Annotated in this window: 25 protein-coding genes; 15 read left to right on the top strand and 10 right to left on the bottom strand. The window is 68.9% G+C overall.

The window, feature by feature from the left end; genetic code table 11:
• The first annotated feature begins 500 nt into the window (after positions 1–500).
• Both F6X68_RS10325 and F6X68_RS10320 read left to right on the top strand, forming a co-directional pair.
• A complete protein-coding gene (locus F6X68_RS10325; RefSeq protein WP_192581358.1) occupies positions 501–1,976 on the top strand; it encodes a Fic family protein in 1,476 nt (491 codons plus the stop codon).
• 467 nt (positions 1,977–2,443) lie between these two features.
• Positions 2,444–3,877, top strand: coding sequence for a hypothetical protein (locus F6X68_RS10320; RefSeq protein WP_151454051.1), 1,434 nt, complete (start codon positions 2,444–2,446; stop codon positions 3,875–3,877).
• A 38-nt stretch (positions 3,878–3,915) separates the two neighbouring features.
• Here the strand turns inward: F6X68_RS10320 and F6X68_RS34155 are convergent, their stop codons facing one another.
• Both F6X68_RS34155 and F6X68_RS33450 read right to left on the bottom strand, forming a co-directional pair.
• Complete coding sequence (locus F6X68_RS34155) at positions 3,916–4,179, bottom strand: hypothetical protein (protein WP_151454050.1); 264 nt, start codon at positions 4,177–4,179, stop codon at positions 3,916–3,918.
• Complete coding sequence (locus F6X68_RS33450; RefSeq protein ID WP_192581357.1) at positions 4,166–4,348, bottom strand: hypothetical protein; 183 nt, start codon at positions 4,346–4,348, stop codon at positions 4,166–4,168. The genes F6X68_RS34155 and F6X68_RS33450 overlap by 14 nt, the downstream gene beginning before the upstream one ends.
• Positions 4,349–4,638: 290 nt before the next feature.
• Here F6X68_RS33450 and F6X68_RS10310 point away from each other — a divergent pair, with 290 nt between their 5' ends.
• Positions 4,639–4,833 (top strand): AlpA family transcriptional regulator, encoded by a 195-nt coding sequence (locus tag F6X68_RS10310; protein ID WP_028189453.1) that lies wholly within the window; start codon positions 4,639–4,641, stop codon positions 4,831–4,833.
• Between the two features lie 101 nt (positions 4,834–4,934).
• On the opposite strand, the gene F6X68_RS10305 is transcribed toward F6X68_RS10310, so the two are convergent.
• The 3 genes from F6X68_RS10305 to F6X68_RS10295 are packed head-to-tail and all read right to left on the bottom strand — an operon-like array spanning position 4,935 to position 6,921.
• Positions 4,935–5,624 (bottom strand): HAD family hydrolase, encoded by a 690-nt coding sequence (locus F6X68_RS10305; RefSeq protein ID WP_151454048.1) that lies wholly within the window; start codon positions 5,622–5,624, stop codon positions 4,935–4,937.
• Entirely contained in the window at positions 5,621–6,418 is a 798-nt protein-coding gene (locus tag F6X68_RS10300; protein WP_370518931.1) for a GntR family transcriptional regulator, read from the bottom strand. The genes F6X68_RS10305 and F6X68_RS10300 overlap by 4 nt, the downstream gene beginning before the upstream one ends.
• Positions 6,419–6,450: 32 nt before the next feature.
• A complete protein-coding gene (locus F6X68_RS10295; RefSeq protein WP_151454047.1) occupies positions 6,451–6,921 on the bottom strand; it encodes a hypothetical protein in 471 nt (156 codons plus the stop codon).
• Between the two features lie 496 nt (positions 6,922–7,417).
• On the opposite strand from F6X68_RS10295, the gene F6X68_RS10285 reads away from it, so the two are divergent.
• The 4 genes from F6X68_RS10285 to F6X68_RS10265 all read left to right on the top strand — a co-directional run bounded on the left by F6X68_RS10285 (position 7,418) and on the right by F6X68_RS10265 (position 10,594).
• Positions 7,418–8,203, top strand: coding sequence for a maleylpyruvate isomerase N-terminal domain-containing protein (locus F6X68_RS10285; protein WP_151454045.1), 786 nt, complete (start codon positions 7,418–7,420; stop codon positions 8,201–8,203).
• A 234-nt stretch (positions 8,204–8,437) separates the two neighbouring features.
• Positions 8,438–8,848 carry a hypothetical protein gene (locus tag F6X68_RS10280; protein WP_151454044.1) on the top strand — a complete coding sequence of 137 codons (411 nt, stop codon included), beginning with the start codon at positions 8,438–8,440 and terminating at the stop codon, positions 8,846–8,848.
• Positions 8,849–9,239: 391 nt separating this feature from the next.
• A complete protein-coding gene (locus tag F6X68_RS10275; RefSeq protein ID WP_151454043.1) occupies positions 9,240–9,707 on the top strand; it encodes a DUF4265 domain-containing protein in 468 nt (155 codons plus the stop codon).
• A 284-nt stretch (positions 9,708–9,991) separates the two neighbouring features.
• A complete protein-coding gene (locus F6X68_RS10265; RefSeq protein WP_151454042.1) occupies positions 9,992–10,594 on the top strand; it encodes a hypothetical protein in 603 nt (200 codons plus the stop codon).
• 126 nt (positions 10,595–10,720) lie between these two features.
• Here the strand turns inward: F6X68_RS10265 and F6X68_RS10260 are convergent, their stop codons facing one another.
• The gene (locus tag F6X68_RS10260; protein ID WP_225852125.1) at positions 10,721–11,374 is read right to left on the bottom strand and encodes a TetR/AcrR family transcriptional regulator; all 654 of its coding nucleotides are present in this window, start codon (positions 11,372–11,374) and stop codon (positions 10,721–10,723) included.
• On the opposite strand from F6X68_RS10260, the gene F6X68_RS10255 reads away from it, so the two are divergent.
• The 7 genes from F6X68_RS10255 (at position 11,318) to F6X68_RS10225 (ending at position 18,300) form a co-directional block, all read left to right on the top strand.
• Positions 11,318–12,601, top strand: a complete 1,284-nt coding sequence (locus F6X68_RS10255) for an NAD(P)/FAD-dependent oxidoreductase (RefSeq protein ID WP_225852124.1) — start codon at positions 11,318–11,320, stop codon at positions 12,599–12,601. The two genes, F6X68_RS10260 and F6X68_RS10255, sit on opposite strands and share 57 nt — an antisense overlap.
• A gap of 223 nt (positions 12,602–12,824) precedes the next feature.
• Complete coding sequence (locus F6X68_RS10250) at positions 12,825–13,286, top strand: hypothetical protein (RefSeq protein ID WP_151454040.1); 462 nt, start codon at positions 12,825–12,827, stop codon at positions 13,284–13,286.
• A gap of 213 nt (positions 13,287–13,499) precedes the next feature.
• The gene (locus F6X68_RS10245; RefSeq protein ID WP_151454039.1) at positions 13,500–13,862 is read left to right on the top strand and encodes an SCP2 sterol-binding domain-containing protein; all 363 of its coding nucleotides are present in this window, start codon (positions 13,500–13,502) and stop codon (positions 13,860–13,862) included.
• 13 nt (positions 13,863–13,875) lie between these two features.
• Positions 13,876–15,954 (top strand): glycogen debranching N-terminal domain-containing protein, encoded by a 2,079-nt coding sequence (locus F6X68_RS10240; protein ID WP_151454054.1) that lies wholly within the window; start codon positions 13,876–13,878, stop codon positions 15,952–15,954.
• 109 nt (positions 15,955–16,063) lie between these two features.
• On the top strand, positions 16,064–16,930 hold the full coding sequence (locus tag F6X68_RS10235; RefSeq protein WP_151454038.1) for an AraC family transcriptional regulator: 867 nt from the start codon (positions 16,064–16,066) through the stop codon (positions 16,928–16,930).
• Between the two features lie 69 nt (positions 16,931–16,999).
• A complete protein-coding gene (locus F6X68_RS10230; protein ID WP_151454037.1) occupies positions 17,000–17,332 on the top strand; it encodes a PadR family transcriptional regulator in 333 nt (110 codons plus the stop codon).
• On the top strand, positions 17,326–18,300 hold the full coding sequence (locus F6X68_RS10225) for a hypothetical protein (RefSeq protein WP_225852123.1): 975 nt from the start codon (positions 17,326–17,328) through the stop codon (positions 18,298–18,300). The genes F6X68_RS10230 and F6X68_RS10225 overlap by 7 nt, the downstream gene beginning before the upstream one ends.
• Positions 18,301–18,370: 70 nt before the next feature.
• Here F6X68_RS10225 and F6X68_RS10220 read toward each other — a convergent pair whose 3' ends face one another.
• From F6X68_RS10220 to F6X68_RS33445, 4 genes are all read right to left on the bottom strand, one after another.
• Positions 18,371–19,198 carry a nucleotidyltransferase domain-containing protein gene (locus tag F6X68_RS10220; RefSeq protein WP_151454036.1) on the bottom strand — a complete coding sequence of 276 codons (828 nt, stop codon included), beginning with the start codon at positions 19,196–19,198 and terminating at the stop codon, positions 18,371–18,373.
• Positions 19,191–19,688: an NUDIX domain-containing protein gene (locus F6X68_RS10215; RefSeq protein ID WP_151454035.1), complete on the bottom strand. Its 498-nt coding sequence runs from the start codon at positions 19,686–19,688 to the stop codon at positions 19,191–19,193. Before F6X68_RS10215 ends, F6X68_RS10220 begins: the two co-directional genes overlap by 8 nt.
• Before the next feature lie 28 nt (positions 19,689–19,716).
• Positions 19,717–20,136 (bottom strand): hypothetical protein, encoded by a 420-nt coding sequence (locus F6X68_RS10210; RefSeq protein ID WP_151454034.1) that lies wholly within the window; start codon positions 20,134–20,136, stop codon positions 19,717–19,719.
• 324 nt (positions 20,137–20,460) lie between these two features.
• Positions 20,461–21,654, bottom strand: a complete 1,194-nt coding sequence (locus F6X68_RS33445) for a hypothetical protein (RefSeq protein ID WP_192581354.1) — start codon at positions 21,652–21,654, stop codon at positions 20,461–20,463.
• 18 nt (positions 21,655–21,672) lie between these two features.
• Here F6X68_RS33445 and F6X68_RS10195 point away from each other — a divergent pair, with 18 nt between their 5' ends.
• Entirely contained in the window at positions 21,673–23,106 is a 1,434-nt protein-coding gene (locus F6X68_RS10195) for an RNB domain-containing ribonuclease (RefSeq protein WP_151454032.1), read from the top strand.
• Positions 23,107–23,317: the final 211 nt, after the last annotated feature.

The raw sequence follows: 23,317 nt of genomic DNA, 5'->3' as shown, positions 1-23,317 counted from the left end.
CCAGGCGTCGGACTGCCGGCAGCCACGTTACGAAGAGACCTACCCCAACACGGGTGGCCGTGTCCCTATCAGCGGTCCGCCGACGCCACCCGACCCGGCGACAACACCCCCCGGATCATCCAAACGATAGGGGCAGTAAGTCATACCGGGCCGGGCGACCGAGGGTCCCCGGCTGGGGACGATCAAAAAGGTAACGGGCGGTGTCCCGGCGGCTGTCGGTGGCTCACCGCCCCGGCGCCGTAGGCGGCCGGGGCGGCTTGCCGCCGGCCGGGCTTGCCGCCCCGCACCGCGCGGAGCGCGGTGCCTTGATCAGAAAAAGAGCAATTCGGCAGTCAGCCAGCACCTAATCTTGTCCTCCGTCGGCTGATGTGCGACACGCGTCCGCCAGGTGCTGCGACACCGCAGCGCGCTGATCGCGGCATGAGAGTTCGATCCCCATGCCTGTCGTCGGACCCCAGATGCGCTTTTGGTCCCCGGCTCATTTTGATACGATCGGGGTCGTGGCGCCTAAAAATCATATCTGGGAAGAAATCACCGGGGTTCCCGAGGTAAGCGAACAGACAGCGAGTTTCCTGAGGAAGCTGGAGCCACTCCAGCATGCCTGGCAGGAAGCCGCCAAGAATGACCCCGATAGTTTTCAGGAAACACGCCTCAGGGCACTACGATCGCATGCCATTGAGACCGGAATTATCGAAAGACTCTATGACGTGGACTGGGGCGTTACGGAGGCGCTTGTAGCTGAAGGAATCAGTCAAGGTGTAATCGAGCGCACTGGTGGCTCAGTTGGCGCCGAGGCTCTTTCTGTGATTAAGGATCAGTACGAAGCGTTAGAGTTCGTCAGCGAGTCAGCACGAGGTGAGCGGCCATTCTCTACATCATTTATTCGGGAGCTGCACGCGCTCATCACCCGTCACCAGCTGACATACGACGCCACTGACACCCTGGGGAATCCGGTCAAGGTAGAGCTGCTGCATGGTGAGTGGAAAGTCGATGCGAATCATGTGACGCGACCCGATGGATCCACTCTCGAATACTGCCCTCCGTTGAGAGTTCAGGATCAGATGGAGTCGCTAGTCCGCTTTTACGAGAGTGACGACTCCCACCCCATAATTCGCGCAGCGTGGCTGCACCATCGCTTCATCTCCATCCACCCCTTCCAGGATGGCAATGGCCGAGTCGCGCGGGCGCTCGTGCTGCTGGAGCTACTTAGGGCGCACTATGCGCCGCTGGTGGTCGGCCGCGATACCCGTTCGCACTACATCAAACAACTTGATGCAGCGAATGACGGCGACCTCGAGCCGCTGATCCTGCTGCTCGCCGATCTTGAGCGGCAGGCCATGATTCGGCAATTCCAGGCGCCTCTTCAGCCATTGTCTACTGGGTCGGTTCTCGAAGTGGCCCGGGCTGCAGCGGCGAAACTAGCAGACCTTCAGCAGGCGAATCGCCGCCAGAAGTCGGAGGCATTGGCGACACTGGCCCTCAGGGTTAGCAATAGAATTGAGGCAAAGCTGAAAGCCTTGGCGCCGGAACTTGAGCAGACATTCCGCTCGAACGACACGAGTGCGAGCGTGTGGGTTAGGCGTGCGAATGTCGGGACGAGCGAGGCCCTTCAGTTTCATGGGCAGCTAGTCAAACTGGCACGACACCATCAGTTCTTCGCCAATCTTTCGGAGGGGTCCTGGTGGAACACTCTGACTATGAGGCTCCTTGAGGAGCGGCTGCGGTTCCTGGTGGCCGTTGTCCGCGTCGGCTCAGGCGAAACAGGAATCGGTGCCGTTCTGATTCAGGCGGAACGCCTATTCACCGAGGGTGAAGAGCAGGCCCCTGCCTACGAATGGCTATTTGAGCCTAGCGAATTCGACCGAGTTCCAATCACTGGGGACCTCACCCTCGACGCCATTTGGCCCGAGGTGGACCACTTGCTGGAAAGCTGCCTTTCGGCGTCAATCGCAAAATTCACACAAACCCTCGCGTAAAGACTCGTCTTGTTGGTGAGTCCTCAATGAGGTTTCATCGAATCACCGAGGACTCTCATCGGCATGACAGGACGTTGGTCGGCGGCTAACCTGCCGCCTCTAGATCGCCGCTCCCCTGTCGCACATCACCTGGCGGAGGTGTGTCGCACGTCAGTTGTCGGATTGCAGCCAGCACCTAATCTTGTCCTCTGTCCACTGATGTGCGACACGCCGTCCGCCAATTGATCTGCGACAGGTCAACGCGTCTGTTGGCAGTGGAGTGCGCACTACCCGTAGTGAGTGCAAGTGACTCCCAGATCAGTCATTAGGCCCCGCAGCGACCCTCTCGTGTCCGGGAGGTGAAAAATATTTCATGAGCAGGGACATGTCGGTTCCATGGCAGACGCAGCGGGACTAGGCGGGTGGCCTAACCTGGCTTGACAGCTTCTGCATGATTGGAGACGACCGCCCACACGTAGGAGCCTTCAGTGTCCTGGATATTGACCGGACTGTTCTTGAGCGTCGCTGCTCCATACATTGCGATGAGCCTAGCGTGTGGTTTTATGATGGTATTGCGTACGCGAATTTCCGAAAAGCTTTCCCCTCGACTGCCATTCCTGGCTGCCCATCCTCATCGGCTTAATCCGCTCCGTCCTGCGGTCCGCTTCGTGCTCAAGCGGGCGGCGCTTGGGGTTGAGGCGTCCCGTAGCCTGCTTCCAGGCTTCCTTGCGGGCTTCCATGATGGTCTTTTGCGGAAGATCGTTTCGTGGCAGGGCGCGAATCAGGGGCCTCCGATGCCTGCTGTTTTGGCTAATATTGGCAGACTTCTTTGGCTTGGCTCAATTGGGGCAATGCTTGCGATAGTTGCTATCGGCGTGCCGTATGGCGTTGGGTTTTGGTTCGTGCGAATGGCGGCTAACTCGGCCCAGCAATACCTAGTACAAGGTATGGCTATCGGGCTTTTCTCGGCAGTAATTCTGGCAGCTGTGGCCGGTTTTTCGACCGTTGCCTCTGGTGCCAGTAAGATCGCCAAATCTCCGCGCTTGTTGGAGCTGAGGAGAATCTCTAGGTCCAGCGGCAAGATAAGTAGTGCCTCTCTTCGGGAAGCGTCGATTGCGATCTACTCGCATTCCTTGCTCCGCCTGGGGCCGTTCTTCTTCACCTACGCCTATGGGGCGTCGTTTCTGCTCGTCGCGGGCGATACGTTTGGCTTTGCGAAGATCCGCGCCGATTTGTTTCAGGGGCTGCCTGCCGTGGCCGTGGCCTGTATCGTCATTGCCTCCGTTGTGCTTTGCTTTCTTGCTGCCTCAAAGAAAGTTCGAGCTGTGAAGCGCCAGATGGAGCCCACTCGGGCCTTGGTCGCACTGCTTGGGCAAACTTCGCCTAGCGGTGAAATTGAGCAGAGATACGGCTACTACTCGCCTATACCTGATCCCCTGGGACCTTGGCGCTATGGTTGGGCATCTCTTGCTCAAAAGCTGGATTCTTCTGCGATGTCTGTCGCTCCTGAGCTGCGTGAACTTTCAGCGCCACATCCCTTGTCGCGTATCTTGGAAGATCTCGCCGGTGCTGTCCGAGGCATCTTGACTGGACCTGTGCCGTCTGGTTCTGATCTTGCCAAGGATGTGCGGAGTGTTCTAGAGCTAGTTGTTTGCTGTCTTGCCGAACCAAGAAACCCTGATCTTCTTCATGCGGCCGATGTGGCTGTCGCAAATCTTAAGGATGGGCGGCTTGAAGAGAAGCTTTCTCCTGTCAGGCGAGGATTCTGGTCGACAAGAAGATTTACTACCTTCTTTGATCTAATTGACGGCCCAACTAAGACCTTTAATGCGGTTGTTGCAATGTCCACGATTGCCCTGGCGCTGTATGCCGCCATCAAGGCTGGCGACGTCGCAGGTTTGGCCAAGCTGGTTTCCAAGTAGGAGGGATGAGGGTTGCTGCTACCGCCATGTCGGCACTTTCATCGTCTTCTGAGAGCTTGCCGTGCTGGTACTTTCGGCCGAGTCCTGGGGGGCGGGAGTTGCGCACGCACACCTGCCTTCAACACAAACAGTTCTCTGCGGGCTATGGCATCGCCCTTTTCGTCCAGCTGGTAGCCGTCTATCCATGTCCAGCCATCGTAGGTGTGAAGCTCCGCGCGGACTTTGATGAGGCGGAAGAAGATCGGCCGTGCGAACTGAGGGCTGGCCGCGCGAGTCAGATGCAGCACGTCACCGGCCTTCACGTCGGCTCTTCCTGTCTCGCCAGGCGCGTAGGGTCTCGCCGGCCGCCGTCAGGCGTGGGCATACCTCGTCCGAGCACTGCGAGCAGGCGGCGCGGTTGTGGAAGTCGACGACGTTGCCGGCCATCAGGACGAGAAACGGCGGCTCTGGCTGCCGCTGCGGGATCGACATGGCCTACCTCTGGTTGAGGCGCGTCGTGGCGTTCTTGGAGCGCCAGAGTCCTGCCTTGGTCGTAAGGGGCGGCTCTGGTGCAGGGATGGAAGCTCGGCCAATCCATCTCTGCGGCTCTCGGCCGTAGCTGGATGGGGCTGGTTCACCGGCTAGGTAGTCGACAGGTTGGTCGGGGCGCTGGAACCACTTGAACCTAGTCATGCGCTAAGGGTAAGTGACTAGGGCGTGCGATAACTAGGTGTCCATCAACTTGACCCACGCCTAGTCGGCGAGTGCCTAGCGTCAGTGTCATGGGCAAGAAGCTGCGGTTGGTGGGTTCGGGGGAGATCCGGACCATGCTCGGCGGCGTCTCGCGCCAGCGCGTCTACCAGATCACCAATCGGCGCGACTTCCCGGAACCCGTGGCCACGCTCCAGATGGGCAACGTCTGGCTTGCCGAAGACGTTGAAGCGTGGATCGCGGCCAAGCGCGGGGACCTGGACTAACTCCAGGGTGGCTGGCACCGCGACACCGGGCCGGGGGTGAACTGACGACACGAGAAAGCCCCGGTGATGATCTCCCGGGGCGCTCGTGTGCGAAGTGGGTGCTACAGCTCGTCAACGGCGAAGGCGGTCACCAGTTCGGCCATGCTGTCGATGACGACATCAGCGGTAGCAAACCGTTCGCGCTTGCCGGGCTTGTTGGCGTACCCGATGGCGGCGACTCCGGCGGCGTGGGCGGCCTCGATGTCGCTGACCGAGTCACCCACGAGGACGCATTCCGCCGGCTCCGCGCCCAGCTCCCGTACGGCTGCGAGTACAGGGAACGGGTCCGGCTTCATCCGCTCGGGCGCTGCCTCGGGGCGGCCGATGACCGGGTGCACGTACGAGGTGAGGCGTCGGGCGCTCAGGTAGGCGTGGACGGAGTCGGCCGAGTTGTTGGATACCACGGCGATTCGGCGGCCGGTCTGGTGGGCGGCGACGATGACTTCCCGGCCGTACGGGGTCGGCTCGGCAGTGCGGGCCGCGGTGACTTCCTCGCGGGTCATGGCCTCGTCGACCAGGCGGACGACGGCAGGGCGCCCAAGGGTGGCGGTGAAGCGGAGCACAGCGAGCGGGTCGCGTTCGGCCAGGATCTTGGGCGGCAGGGTGACGGCCTGGTCGACGAGCAGCCGGCGCAATGCATGGGCGACGGTGGACGCGGAGTGCTGGGCGAAGATGCTGCACACGGGGCCGTCGAAGTCGAGCAGGATCACCCGGGCGCGGTCGATCACCTTGGCCAAGTCGGGGGCGGTCACGAGGCGTACTCGCGGGCGATGGTGCCCCACATGCTGTCGAACCAGGCGCGGGCCTGCTCGACGTAGAGGGCGTCATTGCTGGCGTCTTCGTCGCTGGGTGTGAACGGGAAGAGGATCGCGTCCTTGCCCATCGCGTCGTAGATCGCCATCGGCTTGCCGTCGACGGAGACGGTGTGCTCGACGACCGGGTAGAAGCCGAAGAATGCTTCCTGCTCGTTGATGATGAAGAGCTTGAACAGCGGGGCGGCCCTGTGGACGCGTACCTCGGTGGTGGCGGTCTTGACCAATCCGAGGTCGGCAAGTTCCTGGACGGCGTCGGTGAGGGCGTGGATCGACCGGTCGGTGATGCGGCGGGCGCGGGCGCGGATGCCGGGGTCGTCGGCCTGGTCCTCGGCGCGGCAGGGGATCGCCATTGGTGAGGTCATGTCGGAGATCAGGACGCGTACCCGGATCGACTCCGGGGTGAGGCGCCCGATGCGGACCTTGTCCAAGGTCTCCTGGATCGCGTTGTACATCGTCTCTCCGGAGAAGCCGGCGAAGTCGATCGTGACGTTCGTGGCCTCGAAGGCTCGTTCGATGTGCGGCCGGAGTCCGACCGGGCGTTCCGTGTTGGCGCGGACGAAGGTGCCGCTGCCCTGACGGGTGACGATCAGCCGCTCATCTTGCAGCTTGCGAAGGGCAGCCTTGATCGTCTCGCGGGCGACGCTGAACCGTTCGACGAGGTCGTGTTGCGACGGCAGCTTCTCGCAAGAGGCTTGTCGTGTCCCGGCTGATGCTTTACACCTGCGTCCCAGTCGATGCTTGACATGATCGACGTTCCTCGCCGCTATGGCAGCCAGTCCGCCGTCTCGCGGTGGCGTCCGAGGCCGACCGCCTCGAACTCATCGCGGTACCTGTGGCGCTCGACACCAAGGCGCGCCAGCAGCTGAGAGATAGGGCTTCCTTGGGGAGCGAACGGTTCACCCTCGCCCACAAACAGCGGTCCGAACACCAACTCGCCAGCGACCCAGAGGGCCGCGCGCTGGCTGCCCACGCCCCCGAAGAAGTCCGCCTCGACATAGCCGACCGGTCCCACTGAGGACCAGGACGACAGCTCACGGTCGAAGCCGCCCGGCAGCTTCCAGAATCCGAGTACCCGCTCCGTCGTGCCGTCCGTGACGGCGTCGAACAGCTCGTCGGTCATCGGCAGCAGCGCGAGGTCATGCGCCAGCGGCACGGGCACAGCAGCCGGCCACTGGCTTGCAGCGGCGTGGAGAGCGCCGACGGAGCCGATGAGGGCGTCAAGCGTGTAGCCCAACGGACAGCCTCCTCCTTCTTTCCGTTGGCGAGGAACCCACGCCGCCAACCTAGTGCCTCGTCATGCAGCTTTGAACGCGTAATCCAGGCGGCGGATCTTGGAGTTGATCGCGAACCCGGACGCGTACCTCGATGGTGGTGGCCTTGACCAATCCGAGGTCGGCAAGTTCCTGGACGGCGTCGAGGTGTGCACGCTGCCGGCCGCTCGTGATCCTGTGGCAGCCGCCGGTGTGCTTGATGATGTACTTCGTGACGTACCTGATGGTGCGTTCTGCGTCCTCGGTGCCGGGCATGACGCCGCGCGCCGACCCGGGCCACCGGGATGCACGCGCTGCGTCACTTCTACGCCTCGGCGTTGCTCGACGCGGGGGGAGAGCATCAACGCGGATGTCGCTTTCCGCGCGTGAACCAAGGGCACGTATCAGTGCCGGGGCGGCCGGCGCGATCGATCGCGAAATTCGCTGTCCGGTCGTCGGAGCACAGTGGTAGAAAGCCGGGTGCATAAAGTTCTCACGTTCCCTGATCATCTGCGGCTGATCAACGAACGGTCGACCGCCTTCCGCGCCGCGGTCGCCGCGGCGTCCCGCCTCGACATGCAGGTTCCGACCCATCCCGAGCGGACGTTGTTCGATCTTGTGCAACACGTGGGCATGGCTCGCCGCAAATCGGCCGCCATCGTCGCCGCAGGGCCGGCAGACGCGCCCCCGGAGAAGTCGGCTTGGGACGACGGCATGGGTGCGCCTCGGGAGCGCGAGGCACTGCTGGCCTGGTGGACCGAGTCCATCGAGCACCTGACGAGCGCGCTGCGTGAGGCCGGCCCGGATCGCAGTTGTTGGACGTGGTGGGATGACTCGCCGTCACCGCAAACCTCAGGTGCCTGGGCGCGGCGACAGGTCCCCGAGATCGCGGTGTACACCTACGACGCCCAGCTCACCCGGGGTGCCCCGCAGCCGCTACCAGACGAGGTCGCCCTCGACGGTTTCGACGACTGCCAGTTCACGGTCTGCGCAACCACGGTTGCCTGGCCACACGACCCCGCCATCGTCGATTACCACGCCACCGAGGGCCACTCCTGGCGCCTTCGGCTTTCCCGCGACGGGGCACAGGTCGCCCGCTTCACGCCCGCTGCCGGCGAGGATCCCGAAACGGCCCACGTCTCCGCCCGGGGCACGGCAAGCGACCTGGTCCTGTTCTTCTACGGCCGCATACCGCTGGAGTCGCTGGAGTTCGAAGGCGACCGCCGTATCTTCGATCAACTCGCCGCCTGGGACCCGTCCGTGTGACAACCGACGACATGCGATCTTCGCACCTGCGACGCCTGACGGCCTGGCGACGGCCTACAGTGGCTGTCGCCAGACTCCGCCCCAGGTCAACGCGGGTGCGATGATCGTAATCCGGCGTACAAATCGACTCGTCCGTCGCCCACCAGCTCGGAGCTCCGATCAAGGCTCTGAGCTGGTCGTTTATCTGGTGCCGTTGGTCGACCTTGGTCATCGTTGGGTGGCGTTTGACGGGCGGTGGATGAGTTCGCCTCTCCCTATCACGAGGTCTTCGCCGGCCTGGCAAACGTCGTCCTGGAAGCCTCCTGGGTCCTGAGCGTGGACGCCTCGTTGACCCAACTGACCTTCGCGCTCGACTTGGCCCTGACGCCGGCTCACCCCGACTACAGCCGGCCGGAGCGTGGCGAGGCTCGCTGCTACCGCAACGGCATGCTCGTGTTGGAGAGCGACATGGCCGTGATCCTGCGCAGGTCCTCACTCCTACCAGCCATCGATGCGGTTGGCGACACCGACTACGGCCATATCGATACCTTCTGCCCGACCACCAGGCTCAGGGGTGGGGCGTGGGAGTTGAGCGGTGACTGGGGCGAAGCGATAGTGCGTCAGCCACGAGTCCCGGTCCAACTGAACGGCGCCACCGGAAGTTAGGCAGCGCGTAAAGAATGAACTGGGACGGGATCTGTGAATGTGGCGGGACTAGACAGGCTTCGTCGCTAAGCGCTGACGGCTGCAGACGACGGCAGTGCGGCCAAGGGCGGTGGTAAAGGGGAGCGCGGCGAGCGGGTCGCGTCGGCCAGGATCTAGGGCGGCAGGGTGACAGCCTGGCCTACGAGCAGCCGGCGCAACTCTTCGGCCTGCCCAGAACGATCGGGGCCGCCGCGTGCCGGCTGCCGTGCCCGTGACACAGCCGTACCCGGAAGGCCACACTCGTCCGTGGAGTCCGCGTCTCAGCTGCCCGGTCCGGTGCCGTTCTCGCGACGGGTGACCTTGCTTGCTCAGGGTGTCGAACGCTGATCGATCGCCGGGAAGGAGAAAGTTGATGCTCAACCTGCCGGACGGGTGGGTGCAGGTGTGGTTCCGCATGCCGCCTGGCAGCAACGCGACGAGCATGGGGATGGGCGCGGAGCTGGTGGCACCGGGTCAGGTGCGGTTGCCGAGGGCACCATGGGGCGCATTCGATGCCGCAAAGCACGACATTCTCCGCGTTGAGCGCGACCGCGACGGCCAGTGGTGGGTCAAGGAGAAGGTCACGGCATCGGGCTACTGCGCGATCCGCATCTGGGCCCCTGATGACAACGTTCTCGAACACTTCGAGGACGTTGTCCTGGCTGACTTCGCCCCGCTGCAGGTGAGCGGGGCGGGCATGTTTGGACTTGTCGTCCTCGATGTTCCACCGACAGCGGATCTGCCACGGGTGCGGTGGCTCCTGCGTGACGGTGAACGCGCCGGCCGCTGGACCGTCGACGAGCTGTGTGTCACCGCGGCGTGGCGGGCAGCCGCTCCATGATCACGTGTTCGTCTGGATCGGCTACGTACCGGTGATCATTGTGCCCACCGGGGTGCTGCCTAGCGGGGGCGCGGTGATTTCAATTCGGCGTCCAGGTCGACTGGTCCGTCGCCCACCCGGTCAGCCGTCGTTACCCGGTGGCTGACCTGCTGCTTCCTCGGGCGCTGTTGGGCGAGGTCGATCGCTTGACGGCCCAGTTGCGGCCCGGCTGTCATCCTCTCGCTGTCTGTCGCCCTCTTGAGCCTCACCCGTAACCTGGAACCCCGGGGATTGGAGCGGTCGGCGTGAATGGTCCGTCATCATCTTCCGAGCAGAATGATCTGCTGCAAATCGCTTTCCAGTTTCATTCAAGCGCGCGAGCAGAGATATCGCATCGAGTCGGGTTGCGCGACACCGTCCTGTTTCTTTTCCTTGCTGGGAGCGCTAGCCTGTTCGGCGTATCCCTCAATGAGCCGTACCGCCCGGTGCTCTACGCGATACCGCTCCTGGGGCTAGGTGCGAGTCAGCTATACAGTCAGCACACAATCTTCATCGGCTCCCTGGCGCGCTATCTGGGAATAGAGGTTTCTGGCTGGCTGCATCGCAACTATCCCGGACGAGATATGCCCATCCAGTGGAATAACTCTGAATCCTACCTGAACATACGAAGTGGCGGCTTCGCTCGTCCGCTTCTGGTGTCCGGCCTCGTGCTTATTGTCCTGCCTCAAGTGGCAGCCCTCGTGGTCATTGCCGCAGGTGGATCGATGGATTTCCTTGATGTCTGTGGCCTGGCTGTGGGCGCACTCGCAATCGCGCTATCTACCGTTGCCTTGGTCTCGGCGCATAGGACGCGGGTCAGGTACGCGCGTGAGATGCGATCATTCGCACAGAACCACGAGCAGCGCTGAAAATGGCACCGGGGCATCCGGAATCGCAGTAGAGCCGCTACGTCTGAGTTGACTCGGGCACCAAACCGGGCCTGGCCCGCGTCCAGCACCTTGCCTTCAGCAGGCGGCTGGTCTCGGAGCATGTGGTCACGTCTGGGGATGGCCGGTGATGCCGTCCAGGACGGTGATCAGGTTGTGGTGGAAGGTCTCCTCGGCGTTGAGGTGGGCGCCGTCGATGACGAGCCGGGCGATGGTGGGGTAGCGGCCTGTTTCGAGCATGCGTGTCAGGTAGGGCCCGAGGGCGGCCTGCCAGGCGGGCACGTCGGTGCCGGTGGAACGGGCGGTGCGTCGCTCGGTGACCTCGCTGCGGAGCGCCCCGATGATGAACGCGTTGAGGGCGCCCATGGCCCGCTGGAGGTCGTCGATGCCGCGTACGCCAGGGGCCTGGCTGAGCGCCGCCGCGGTCGATTCGCCCACGGCAAGCGCATGAGGTCCCAGGTGCGGCCTTGCGCCGAGCAGGTCGGCGAACCACTCATGCTCAAGAGCGGCGTCGCGGGTCCGGTGGACGACGGCCAGTAGCGTGGCGCGCCACTCGGAGTGCTGACCGGCCTCGGCGATCTGGGCATACACGGCGTCGACCATCAGGTCGAGCAGTTCGGATCTGTTGGACACGTAGTCGTAGAGCCGCATCGGACCGACGCCGAGCTCTTTGGCGATCTTGCGAACCGACAGGCCGTCGAGGCCGTGTGCGTCGGCGAGCCCGATAGCCGTGGCGGCGATCTTCGCGCGGCTCAGCGGCACCGGCGCTGCTCGCGGCTGAGGCTCGGGCCGTTCCCAGACGGGCAACGGCGCGCTACCGTACGGCGTATCCATAAGATACAGCGTACGCTAACGGAGGTGATGATGCGGATCGCGATTGCCGGCGGTGGCCTCGGCGGCCTGACACTGGCGCGAATCCTGCACCGGCACGGCATCGACGCGGTGGTGTACGAACGCGAGGCGAGCCGATCCGCGCGATCGCAGGGCGGATCGCTCGACCTGCACCCGGAGTCCGGGCAGCGGGCCCTGGCCCAGGCGGGCCTCGCCGGCCGGTTCCGGTCCGAGGCGCGGCCGGAGGGCGAGGAACATCGCATCCTCGACCCGGCCGGACGCACCCTCGTGCACCACACGCCGCAACCCGGCTCATTCTCCGGACGCCCCGAGATCGACCGCGCCGCACTGCGGGATCTTCTGCTCGATTCGCTCCCCGGCGACACGGTGGCCTGGCAGCACCGGCTCGTCGCGGCGACGCCGCGACCCGACGGAGGCTTCGGACTGACGTTCGACGGTGGTCACCGCGCCGACTGCGACGTCCTCATCGGCGCGGACGGCGCGCGCTCGGTCGTCCGGCCGCTGCGCACCGACGCGAAACTGTCCTACGTGGCCACCCTGGTCGAGCTGAGCATCAGCGACGCCGACCGGCGCCACCCGGATCTCGCCGAGCTGGTCGGCCCCGGGAACCTGTGGTGCATCGGCGTGAACCAGATCCTTGCCGCGCAACGCCTCGGCGACGGCGGCATCCGGGTCGGCATCTCCCTCCGCGCGGACGATCGGCACCTGGACACCTACCGCAGCAAGCGCGCTCTGCTGGACATGTTCGACGGCTGGGACTCGAATCTAACCGCACTCGTCGAAGCCGGCGACAGCGCGCCGACGCCTCGAAGGATCGAGACGCTGCCCATCGGTACACGTTGGGCACACCAGTCGGGCGTCACCCTCATCGGTGACGCCGCGCACCTCATGCCACCGGTCGGCGAGGGTGCCAATCAGGCCATGCTCGACGCCGCCGAACTCGCCGGCGAACTCGCCGCCAACCCCGCCGACCCGGACTCGGCGATCCAGGCGTACGAGGAGGCAATGTTCACCAGAATCCACCCGATCGCCGAAATGTCCGCACGGGTCCAGGCAATGATGCTGTCCCCCACCGCTGCCGACGACATCATCCGCTTCTTCACACCACGGCCCACCGAGCCGGCACCCGCGGATTGACAACGCGCAACGCAGTCGGCCACGCGCCGCGATGCGCGAGCGGTCCCAGGCCCTGGTGCCCGATGCCATGGGGGTGCTGAAAGACCATCAGGCCTTCTTCCGGAGGGGCCGGTGCGGGGTGTGGCCCGGTGCGGCAGACCGTCGCCCACCAGCTCAGAGCCGCACATCTTCCACGATGTTCGGCCGCCGAACCCCGATTGGTCGGGCGCAATAGGATCCGGCGATGACCGATGAGCCGTTGGAGTCCGGCCCGCTGCCCGCCGGTCGGGAGCCGATGCGGCGGCCGTCCAGCATCGTCATCAGCATGGTGCTGCTCGCGCTCTGGTGGGCGTACACCATCGTCGTGGCCGTCACGCTGCTCGGCGCGGTCGGCGGCGCGGGAAACTGGCTCGCCCTGGCCTGTTGCACGGCGGCGGCCGCAGCCGTGCTCCGGGGGCTCTGGCACGGCGGCCCGACGGCGTGGCGGGTGGTGCACGGGTTCGCCGCGCCGGTCGCCGTCGCGTTCCTGGTGGGGGCCGGCATCATGCTGCTCTTCGGGCCGCGCCTCGGGTCGCTGATCACGCCCCCGGTCGACCTGGCCTTCGTCGCGGCGACGGCGGGCGGGCTGCTGGCGGTGCTGGCGCTGTTGGTCAGCGGGCTCCTGGTCCGTACCGCGCCGGCCCGCGCCTGGTGCGGCCGCCGCTGACTCCTCACCCGCGCAGTGCCTCCTCACGGCGGTCGGTTCGCCCCGCGGCGACGCCACCTGTGCGGCCGTGCCGGCATCGGTCGGACGCCGGCTGGCCGGCCGATGCGAAGCACGCGCAACTCGGTGCAGCGGGCCGGGGCGCCGGTGGGAGCGTTAGTGCCACCGTACGACGGGTAGTCGGCGAGCGCTCCTGACAAGTGGCGGGGAGGTCGTATGACGGCGACCAGTGCCTTCTTCGAGCAGTTGGCGGATGTCGGTCACGATCCACGGTTGTGCAAGGTCCGTGGCACCGTCCGGTTCGACATCCGGGAGGGGGACCGGGTGGAGCGGTGGCTGCTGGACATCGACCATGGAAGCCTGAAGGTGACGCAGAGCGACGCCCCGGCGGAAACGGTCATCACGGTCACCGCCGACGTCGCGGAGGCGATGTCGCGGGGTGAGATGAACGGCCTGGCCGGGATCACCCGGGGCGAGATCATGGTCGACGGGAACCTCGCGTTGGCGATGCGGGTCGGGCGGCTGTTCCCGGTGCCCCCCGCCTCACGGCAGCAGGCCGTCTCCGGTCGCGGGGAGTGACCCGGTGAAGGACATCCCGGGCACCGTGTCGTGCATCGACGGCAGCACCTTCATCGTCTCGGATTCCAGCGGTGACGTGGAGTCGTCACCCGCGACCCCGGTCGGCCTGTTCGCCGCCGACTCGCGTTTCCTGTCCCGATGGGTGCTCACCGTCAACGGCGAGCGGCTGACCGCGCTGTCGGTGGACGACAGCCAGTACTACGAGGCGGCGTTCTTCGTGGTGCCGGGCGGGCAGACCGACTACGTGGAGGCCGACGTGTCGGCGATCCGGCGGCGGCGGATCGGACCGGACCTGACCGAGTCGCTGACGCTGTTCAACTACGGCGAGAAGGAGATGGACCTCGACGTACGACTGGAGGTGGCGGCCGACTTCGCCGACATCTTCGACATCAAGTTCGACGTCCGCCAGAAGGCCGGCAGCCACTACCTCCACGTCGGTCCGGACGAGTTGCGGCTGGGCTACCGGCGCGGCACGTTCCAGCGTGAGGTGTCCGTCTCGGCCAGTGAGCCCGCCGACTTCGACCGGGACGGGCTCCGCTTCACGCTGCGGCTGCCGCCCGGCGCCCGGTGGTCGACGGAGCTGCGGGTCGTCATGCGGGCGCTGCGTCCGGACGGTGTCGACCTCCGTGCCTCGGTGCGGGCGCTGCGCCCGGACGCCGCCACCCTGCCGACGAGCGTGCGGGAGTGGCTCGCGGAGGCCCCGAAGCTGGACACCGACAGCAGCGCACTGCAACAGGTGTACCACCGCAGCCTGGTGGACCTGGCGGCGCTGCGCTTCGCCCCGCTCTCGCTCGGCGGCGCGGCCGTACCGGCGGCGGGACTGCCCTGGTTCATGACCCTGTTCGGCCGGGACAGCCTGCTGACCTGTTTGCAGACCCTGCCCTTCACCCCGTCGCTGACCCCGCCGACGCTGCGGATCCTCGCCTCGTTGCAGGGCGCCCGGACCGACAACGTGCTGGAAGAGGACCCCGGTCGGATCCTGCACGAGCTGCGCTACGGCGAGTCGGCCGCGTTCGAGGAGCAGCCGCACTCGCCGTACTACGGCACCGTGGACGCCTCGCCGCTGTTCGTGGTGCTGCTCGACGAGTACGAACGGTGGAGCGGCGACGCGGCGCTGGTGATGGAGCTGGAACAGGAGGCCCGGGCGGCCCTGGCGTGGATCGACCAGTACGCCGACCTGACGTCCACCGGCTACCTCTGGTACGAGCGACGCAACCGGGTCACCGGGCTGGAGAACCAGTGCTGGAAGGACTCCTGGGACAGCATCTCCTACGCCGACGGCAGGCTGCCGGGCTTTCCCAGGGCCACCTGTGAGGCCCAGGGCTACGCCTACGACGCCAAGATCCGGGCGGCGCGGCTGGCCCGTACGTTCTGGAACGACCCGGCCTATGCGGACCGGCTGGAAAGCGAGGCGGCGGCGCTGTACGAGCGCTTCAACCGGGACTTCTGGCTCGACGACCGGGGTTACTACGCTCTCGCCCTCGACCGCGACGGCACTCCCGTCGACAGCCTCTCCTCCAACATCGGGCACCTGCTGTGGAGCGGGATCGTGCCGCCGGAGCGTGCCGGGCGGGTCGCCGAGCACCTGATGGGGCCGGCGCTCTACTCCGGCTGGGGAGTGCGGACCCTCGCCGAGGGGCAGGGCCGCTACAACCCGCTCGGATACCACCGCGGCACCGTCTGGCCCTTCGACAACTCGTTCATCGCCTGGGGTCTGCGCCGCTACGGATTCGCCGACGAGGCGGGACGCATCGCCGAGGGCGTCATCGACGCCGCCACCTACTTCCAGGGCCGGCTTCCCGAAGCCTTCGGCGGATTCGACCGCCACACCACGCGGTACCCGGTCCGGTACCCCACCGCCGGCAGCCCGCAGGCGTGGTCCAGCGGAGCGTCCCTGCTGCTCATCCGGATCATGCTCGGTATCGAACCGCACGAGGACCACCTCGCCGTGAACCCGGCGCTGCCGCCCGGCCTCGACCGGCTCGCACTGCTGGACATCCCGGGCCGCTGGGGCAGGGCGGACGCGTTCGCCCGGCACCGCTTCGACCAGCCACGAACCAACGGCGGCGGGGCCGATCCGGGTCTTTCCTGAGCCATAATGCCCATGCCGCGACCGGGGCGACCGATCCGGGCACAGCATGTCGGGTGCGCCAACATCCCGCGCGCCTAGCGTTGCTGTTCGGAACGGGAAGGAGAACCGGGTGCTGGAGCGGCTCAACCAGGCCATGGAGCACATCGAGCGGCACCTCGACCAACAGATCGAGGTGGCCGAGCTGGCGCGGATCGCGGTGACGTCGGAGTACCACTTCCGTCGGATCTTCTCCGCGCTGGCGGGCGTCGGCCTGTCCGAGTACATCCGGCGGCGGCGGCTCACGGTCGCGGGCGCGGAGGTGCTCGCGGGGGAGCGGACGCTGCTCGACGTCGCGGTCCGCTACGGCTACGGCTCCACCGAGGCGTTCGCCCGGGCGTTCCACGCCGTGCACGGCGTGGGCCCCGGCGAGGCCCGGCGTACGGGGGCGGCGTTGCACTCCCAGCCCCGGATGTCCTTCCGACTCGTCGTCGAAGGGAGCAGCAGCATGCGATACCGGATCGTGCACAAGGACGGGTTCCAGCTGGTGGGCCGCAAGGCCCGGGTGCCGCTGGTGCACGAGGGGATGAATCCGTCGATCGTCGCCTTCGTCAAGGGCATCCCGCCGGAGACGGTACGCCGGATCGAGGCCCTGTCCGACCAGGAGCCGCAGGGCGTCGTCAACGTCAGCGCCGACGTGGCCGACAGCCGCGCGGAGGGCACCGAGCTGGACTACTGGTACGGCGTGGTGACGGGCGCGGACGCGCCGGAGGACCTGGACGCGCTGCCCGTGCCGGCGGGCGCCTGGGCGGTCTTCGAGACCTCCGGGGAGTTTCCGCAGGCGGTGCAGTACCTGTGGCGGGACGTGTTCACCCAGTGGTTCCCGTCCAACCCGTACCGCAGCCGGCCGGGACCGGAGATCTCCCGGACCCGGCTGTCGGCGGACGGCACGCAGGCGGACGCCGAACTCTGGATCCCGGTAGAGCCCGTCACCGGCTGACACCTCGGGGGCCCTGCCGGGAACCGGCAGGGCCCCCGACCCTATGTAGAGTTTCGATATAGTCCGGCTGTGCGCATCACCATCCCGGTCGCGCGGGTGCTCGCCGCGCTGCTGGCCGAACCGGACGTCGAGCGCTACGGCCTGGACCTGATCGCCATGACGGGCCTGCCCAGCGGCACCCTCTACCCGGTGCTGCACCGGCTCCGGTCGGCCGGGTGGCTTACCGCCGAGTGGGAGGCGGTCGACCCGTCCAGCGTGGGCCGGCCGGCGCGACGCTACTACCGGCTGACGGTGGAGGGGGTGGCCGCCGCCCGGCGCGCGCTGGCCGAGCTGCGGGCCCTGGCCCCCGACCCCCGCCCGTCCGGGGGCGGCATCGAGCCCGCCGGGGCGCCGGCGTGGTGAGCCGTCGCGTGGCGGCGGTGCTGCTCGCGGTCGCGCGGCGTCGTTGGCCGATCGACCTCCGCGCCGACCTCGGCCGGGAGTGGGCCGCCGAGCTACAGGTCCTCGCCGAGCGCGGACAGCGGGTGCGGATGTTGCGCTTCGCCGCCAGCCTGGCCGTACGCCGCTCCGGCGTCGATGCCCCCGACCGCGCGCCGATCGCCCGCCGACTGCTCCGGACGGCCCTTCCGCTGCTGCTCGCCCCGTCGGCTTGTGTCGGGGTGGTCCTCGTCAGCCTGTTCGCGATGAACGTCGTGGTCGAGTGGTTGAGCTGGCGGGTCGGGTGGGCGTTCGACCTGCAACTGTCGATCGCCACCGTACTGACCCTCTGCGGAGCGGTGGGGCTGGCCGTGTGCGCGGAACGGCTGGCTCGCGGCGGCGCGTCCGCCGGAGGCTGGCGCGTGTCCTTCGGCATCGTGGTCCCCGTCGCGCTGACCCTCGCGGCGGCCGGGCGAGCCGTGATCGGGGACGTCGACGCGCTGGCCCGCGTCGCGCCCGGGCTGGTGCTCTGGCTCGCCGGCCTGGCCCTGGTCCTACGGGTGACGACCAGGCTGGCCGGGCGCGGCCGGGTTCGGCTCGCGTGGTGCGTCGGCGTGCTCGGCGCGATCGTCGTCGCCGACCTGGCGACGGTCGTCGCCGTGTTGAGCCACGTTCCGGCGGGCACGGGGACCGTCGTCGACGGGGTGCCGCAGGGCGTGGACCCCACCTTCGCCCCGCTGTGGCTCTTCGCCTGCTACACCGACTCGGCGCTCGGCCTGCCCGGACCGACCGAACAGGAGATCTTCCTGATCACCGACGCGGTCCTCCTGGAGCCCCTGCTCTACCTCGCCTGCACTCCCTACGCGCTGGCCTGGGCGATCCGCGCCGCCCGCAGCCGGCCGGGGCCGGCCGCCGACCACGCCGTCCCCGAACCGGTCGTCCGTCCGTCCTGACCCGACCGCGAGGAGGGGCGACCGGTCGCGGCCGGCCGCTGCCAAACCCCGGCCCGGCCCGGGCCGCGGGTCACACCGCCGTCGCGCGGACCTCGTCCAGGACGCGACGTTGGAAGGCACGGGCCTCGGGACCGCTCGGTGGCGGCCCGCCGGCCCGCGCTGCGATCGACCGTTCGATCAGGTCGGCGGTCGCGCCGTCGGTCGGGTCGACGGCCGCGTCGCCGTTGGCCGGCCGGTCGTCGGCGAGCAGCCGGCGGCCGGCGTCGACCTTCGACAGCCAGACGCCGTGGCGGACCCTGACCAGGGAGCGGCAGGCGCCGAGCACCGCGTCCTCGGCCCCCGGGGCGGGACCGTCGCCGGGCGGGGTCGGCAGGGCCAGCCACCAGCGCAGCGCGTCGGTCAGCAGGCGGCGCAGGTCGGCGGGGGAGAGGTCGGCGAAGGCCTCGGCGGCCGGCGGCCCGAGCAGGGCGTGCCCGCACTGGTGCAGGATGCTGCGGTCGAGGCCGTACCAGAACAGGCCGTCCTCGGCGGGGCGGTCGGCGGCGGCCCACGTCGCCCGGAACGGCATCCGCGCCCCGGTGTTCAGCTCGACTTCGAACCCGGGCTCCGGCGTGCCGGAGCGGGCGACCGCCCGGCGGTACGCGACCAGCTCCAGCCCGCGCGCGGGGCACGGCAGCGCCTCGTGCCGCAGCCGCGCCACCAGCTCCTGCCGGCGCCCGAGGTCGAGGGCGTCGGCGCAGACCAGCGCGACGTCGACGTCGCTGCGCCCCGGCTGGTACGCGCCCAGCCCGACCGAGCCGGCGGCGTACGCCCCGACGAGGTCGTCGCCGAGCACGTCGCGGGCGGCGGCGACCAGGTCGGCGAGGTAGCGGCGCAGGGGCGGGTCGAGGTCAGTCACCGGACTCGGTCCAGGCCGTCCCGGCGGGCAGGAACCACGCGCCCGCCTCGGTGCCGAGGGCGTGCGCGACGGTCAGCCGGGCGTGCCGGTCGAGCGCGGGCAGCCGGTCCGGCGGGAACCACTCCACGGCCACCGACTCGTCGTCGTTGACCCGGGCCGTGCCGGCGACCAGCCGGCAGTGGAAGCCGAGGTTGAAGAACTCGCAGCGGTCGCCGTTGGGGTAGGTGTGCGGGTGCGACACGACGCTGCTCAGGCGGACCGGCTCGACCTCCAGGCCCGTCTCCTCCCGCACCTCGCGGACCACCGCCGTGGCCGGCTGCTCGCCCGGCTCGACGATGCCGCTGACCACCGACCAGCGCCCGTCGTCGGCGCGCCTGCCGAGCAGCAGCTCGCCGGCGTCGTTGCGCACCACCGCGCTCACGCTCGGCAGCAGGAGCAGGTCGTGGCCGACGCGTTCGCGCAGCCGCAGGATGTGGTCCGGAACGCCCATCCGGCGACCCTAACCCGCCCCCCGTCCGTCAGTCGGGGCACGGCAGCCGTTCGAGAGCGACGGGACCGGCGTCGGAGGGCACGGCCAGCGCGAAGCACGCCGCCGAGTCGGCCCGCTGCCAGCCGAAGACGGAGGCCGCGGTCTTGGCGACCCGGACGCGGAACACCAGCCGTACGGTCGCCTCCGCGCGGGGCCCGTCGCTGCGTACGGTCAGCACCTCGACCCCGTCCACCGCGTCGGCGGCCCGCCGCAGCGTCGACTCCCCGGCCGCCGGTTCGGCGAGCAACCGCGCGCGGGCGAGCTGCGCGGTGGCGGTCACCTCCCGCTCGGCCTGTCGCTCCAGCCGCTGCTGTGACCGGTCCCGCAGCAGCGGCAGCCCGGCGGCCGCCCCGGCCACCGTCAGCACGATCGCCGGCGCCGCCACCGTCAGTACGCGCCGCGGCCACACCGATGTCCCACCCCCGTGTCGCACGGGGCGATTGTGCGCCACGGGCCCGCCCCGCGGCTGCCCCGTCGCGGGCCGACGGGGTGGGCGCCGTACCCCCGGGCGGCCCTGTTTTCGCAGTTCCAGCCCTTGCCGGCGGGGGCACGTCTACTGTGGAGAACATCGGCGACTTGTGGTGTTCCGGTGGCGGCCGGGTGGTTCGCGGTGCACAGTGATCCCATGAGCGACAGCGGAAGCGGTGGGCACTTCTACTGGTGCACCCGGCACCACCGGGTTGAGACCGACGCCGACGTGTGCCCCGCCAGGCACGTTCTGGGGCCGTACGCCTCAGCCGCCGACGCGGAGAACGCCCTGCAGACGGTGCGGGAGCGCAACGACGCGTGGGAGGCCGAGGACGCCCGCTGGGCCGGGGAGAACAGATAGGCGGCGCGGGACGGCCCGCGCCGAGGCACGTGGTGCTCCGCGAGGGCGAGAGCACGTCCCCAGGAAGGGAACCGAGATGGCCGAAGCACAGCAGGCCACCACCCGCCCGGCCGCCAGACGTACGACCGCCAGGAAGACCGCCGCGGCGGAGCGGACCGCGGGCACGGCGCGGACGACGCGCCCGCCCGCCACGTCCACGGCGGCGAAGAAGGCACCGGCCAGCAAGGCGACCGGCGGCGCGGGACGGGCCCCGGCGAAGAAGGCCCCCACCGCGAAGGCTTCCGCTGCGAAGGCCCCCGCGAAGAAGGCTCCCGCGAAGAAGGCGGCGTCCAGGGTCGCCACCGCGGCGAAGCGGACGACGGCCGCGGCGAAGAAGACGACCGCCACCGCCGCGAAGAAGGCGCCCGCCGCGGCGAAGCGGACGACGGCGGCGGCCAAGAGCACGGCGGCGAAGAAGACGACCTCGGCGAAGACGCCAGCCCGGCAGGCGGCGACGAAGGCAGCCACCACGGCGAAGAAGGCCACCACGGCGAAGAAGGCCACCGCGCCGGCGAAGAAGGCCACCGCCGGCGGCACCGCCCCCGCCCGCAAGGTCACCTCGGCGGCGAAGAAGACCACCACGGCGGCGAGGAAGAGCACCACCACGGCGGCGAAGAGGACCACGACGGCGGCGAAGGCCCCGGCGAAGAAGGCCACCGCCAAGAAGACGACGCCAGCCAAGAAGACGATGGCGGCCAGGAAGACGGCCGCGACCCGGCCCACCGGCGGCGCCCGCAAGGCCGCCGCGACGAAGGCCCCCGCCAGCAAGGCCACCACGACCTCCTCGGCCACCACCCGCAAGGCGGCGGCGAAGAAGGCCCCGGCGAAGACGACCGTCGCCGAGGCGCCGGCGAAGAAGACGACCGTCGCCGAGGTGCCGGCGAAGAAGACGACCGTCGCCCAGGCGCCGGCCAAGAAGGTCACCGCCCGCAAGGCACCCGCCCCGACGACGGCGGCCCGGGCCACCGCCCCCCGGGGCGTACGGGCGAGCGCGCGCCGGGCGACCGGCTGACCGCGACGCGGAGACCGGCACTCGCCGGGAAGCGGATCATCCGCCACACTGTCAGGATTGACCCCGTGGTGATCCGACGCGTACTCGCACCCCGCATCGACTTCGGCGCGCTGCGCCGCGAACTGGGGCTGCCCGAGGGGTTCCCGGCCGAGGCGCAACGCGAGGCCGACGCCGCGGCGGCCGCGCCGCCCCGGCCCGCCGCCGACCGCACCGACGTCCCGTTCGTCACCGTGGACCCCGCCGGTTCGCGCGACCTGGACCAGGCGATGCACCTCGCCCGCCGCCCCGGTGGCGGCTACCGGGTGTCGTACGCGATCGCCGACGTCGCCGCGCACGTCCGCCCCGGCGGCGCGCTGGAGGAGGAGACCTGGCGGCGCGGGCAGACCGTCTACCTGCCCGACGGCACCGTGCCGTTGCACCCCGAGACCCTCAGCGAGGGCGCGGCCAGCCTCCTGCCGGACGTCGACCGGGCCGCCGTGCTGTGGACAATCGACCTGGACGCGGACGGTGGCACCGTCGGGGTCACGCTCGAACGCGCGCTGGTGCGCAGCCGGGCCAAGCTGGACTACGTCGGCGTCCAGGCGGACGCCGACGCCGGCCGGCTACCCGATCCCATCGCCCTGCTGCCCGAGATCGGGGCCCTGCTCACCGCGCGCGGGCTGCGCCGGGGAGCGATCAACCTGCCGCTGCCCGAGCAGGACGTGGAGGCAGACGGCGACGGCTGGCGGCTGGTGCTGCGCGGGCCGGTGCCGATGGAGGAGCACAACGCCCAGATCTCGCTGCTGACCGGGATGGCCGCCGCCGACATCATGCTCGCCGGGGGCATCGGCCTGCTGCGTACGATGCCGGCGCCGAAGCCCGAGGCGGTGGCGCGGCTGCGGGCAGCCGCCGCCCCGCTGGGCGTGCACTGGCCGGACGGCGCCGGCCCCGGCGAGGTGATCGCCGGGCTGGACCCGTCGCAGCCCCGGGCCGCCGCCTTCGTGGACCAGGCCGCCGAGCTGATGCGGGGCGCCGCGTACACGGCCTTCGACGGCGCGCCGCCCGAGCAGCGGGAGCACGGCGGGGTCGCGGCCGCGTACGCCCACGTCACGGCGCCGCTGCGGCGACTGGCCGACAGGTACGCCACGGAGGTCTGCCTGGCCCTGCACGAGGGCCGGGCGGTGCCCGACTGGGCCCGCGCGGCGCTGCCCCGGCTGCCCGAGGTGATGGCCACGACCGACCGGACCGCTTCGGCGGCCACCCGGGGCGCGATCGAGCTGGCCGAGGCGGTGCTGCTGGAGCACCGGGTGGGGGAGACCTTCGACGCGGCGGTGCTGGACGTCGACGCGGCCCCGGACGGCAAGGCCCGCCCGGGCCGTCGGCCCGGCGGCACCGTGGCGCTGGACGAACCGCCGGTGCGCGCCCGCTGCCTCGGCGAGCTGCCGCTCGGCGAGCGGGTGCGGGTCCGCCTGGTCACCGCCGACCCCGCCACCCGCACGGTGGCCTTCGAACTGGCCTGATCCCGCAGGCCCGCCCACCTCTGCGTGATGGCTGCCGGGCGGGCCCGGTCCCGCCTGCCCGCTCTGCCCGGTCGGTCCGCGCGGTGGCCGCCGGGTTGTCTTGATCCCGCTGGCTCGGTCGCCCTGCGCGGTGACCGCCGGGCCGGTCCGGTCCCGCCGGCGGATGCCTCGGCACCGTCGGCGGCAGCGGGGATTGTCACAGCGCCCGCCG

This window comes from Micromonospora sp. AMSO12t (assembly GCF_008806585.1).
In the GTDB taxonomy this organism is placed as follows: domain Bacteria; phylum Actinomycetota; class Actinomycetes; order Mycobacteriales; family Micromonosporaceae; genus Micromonospora; species Micromonospora reichwaldensis.
The sequence above is the reverse complement of the archived record's forward strand: the minus strand, read 5'-3'. Positions and strand labels throughout refer to the sequence as shown.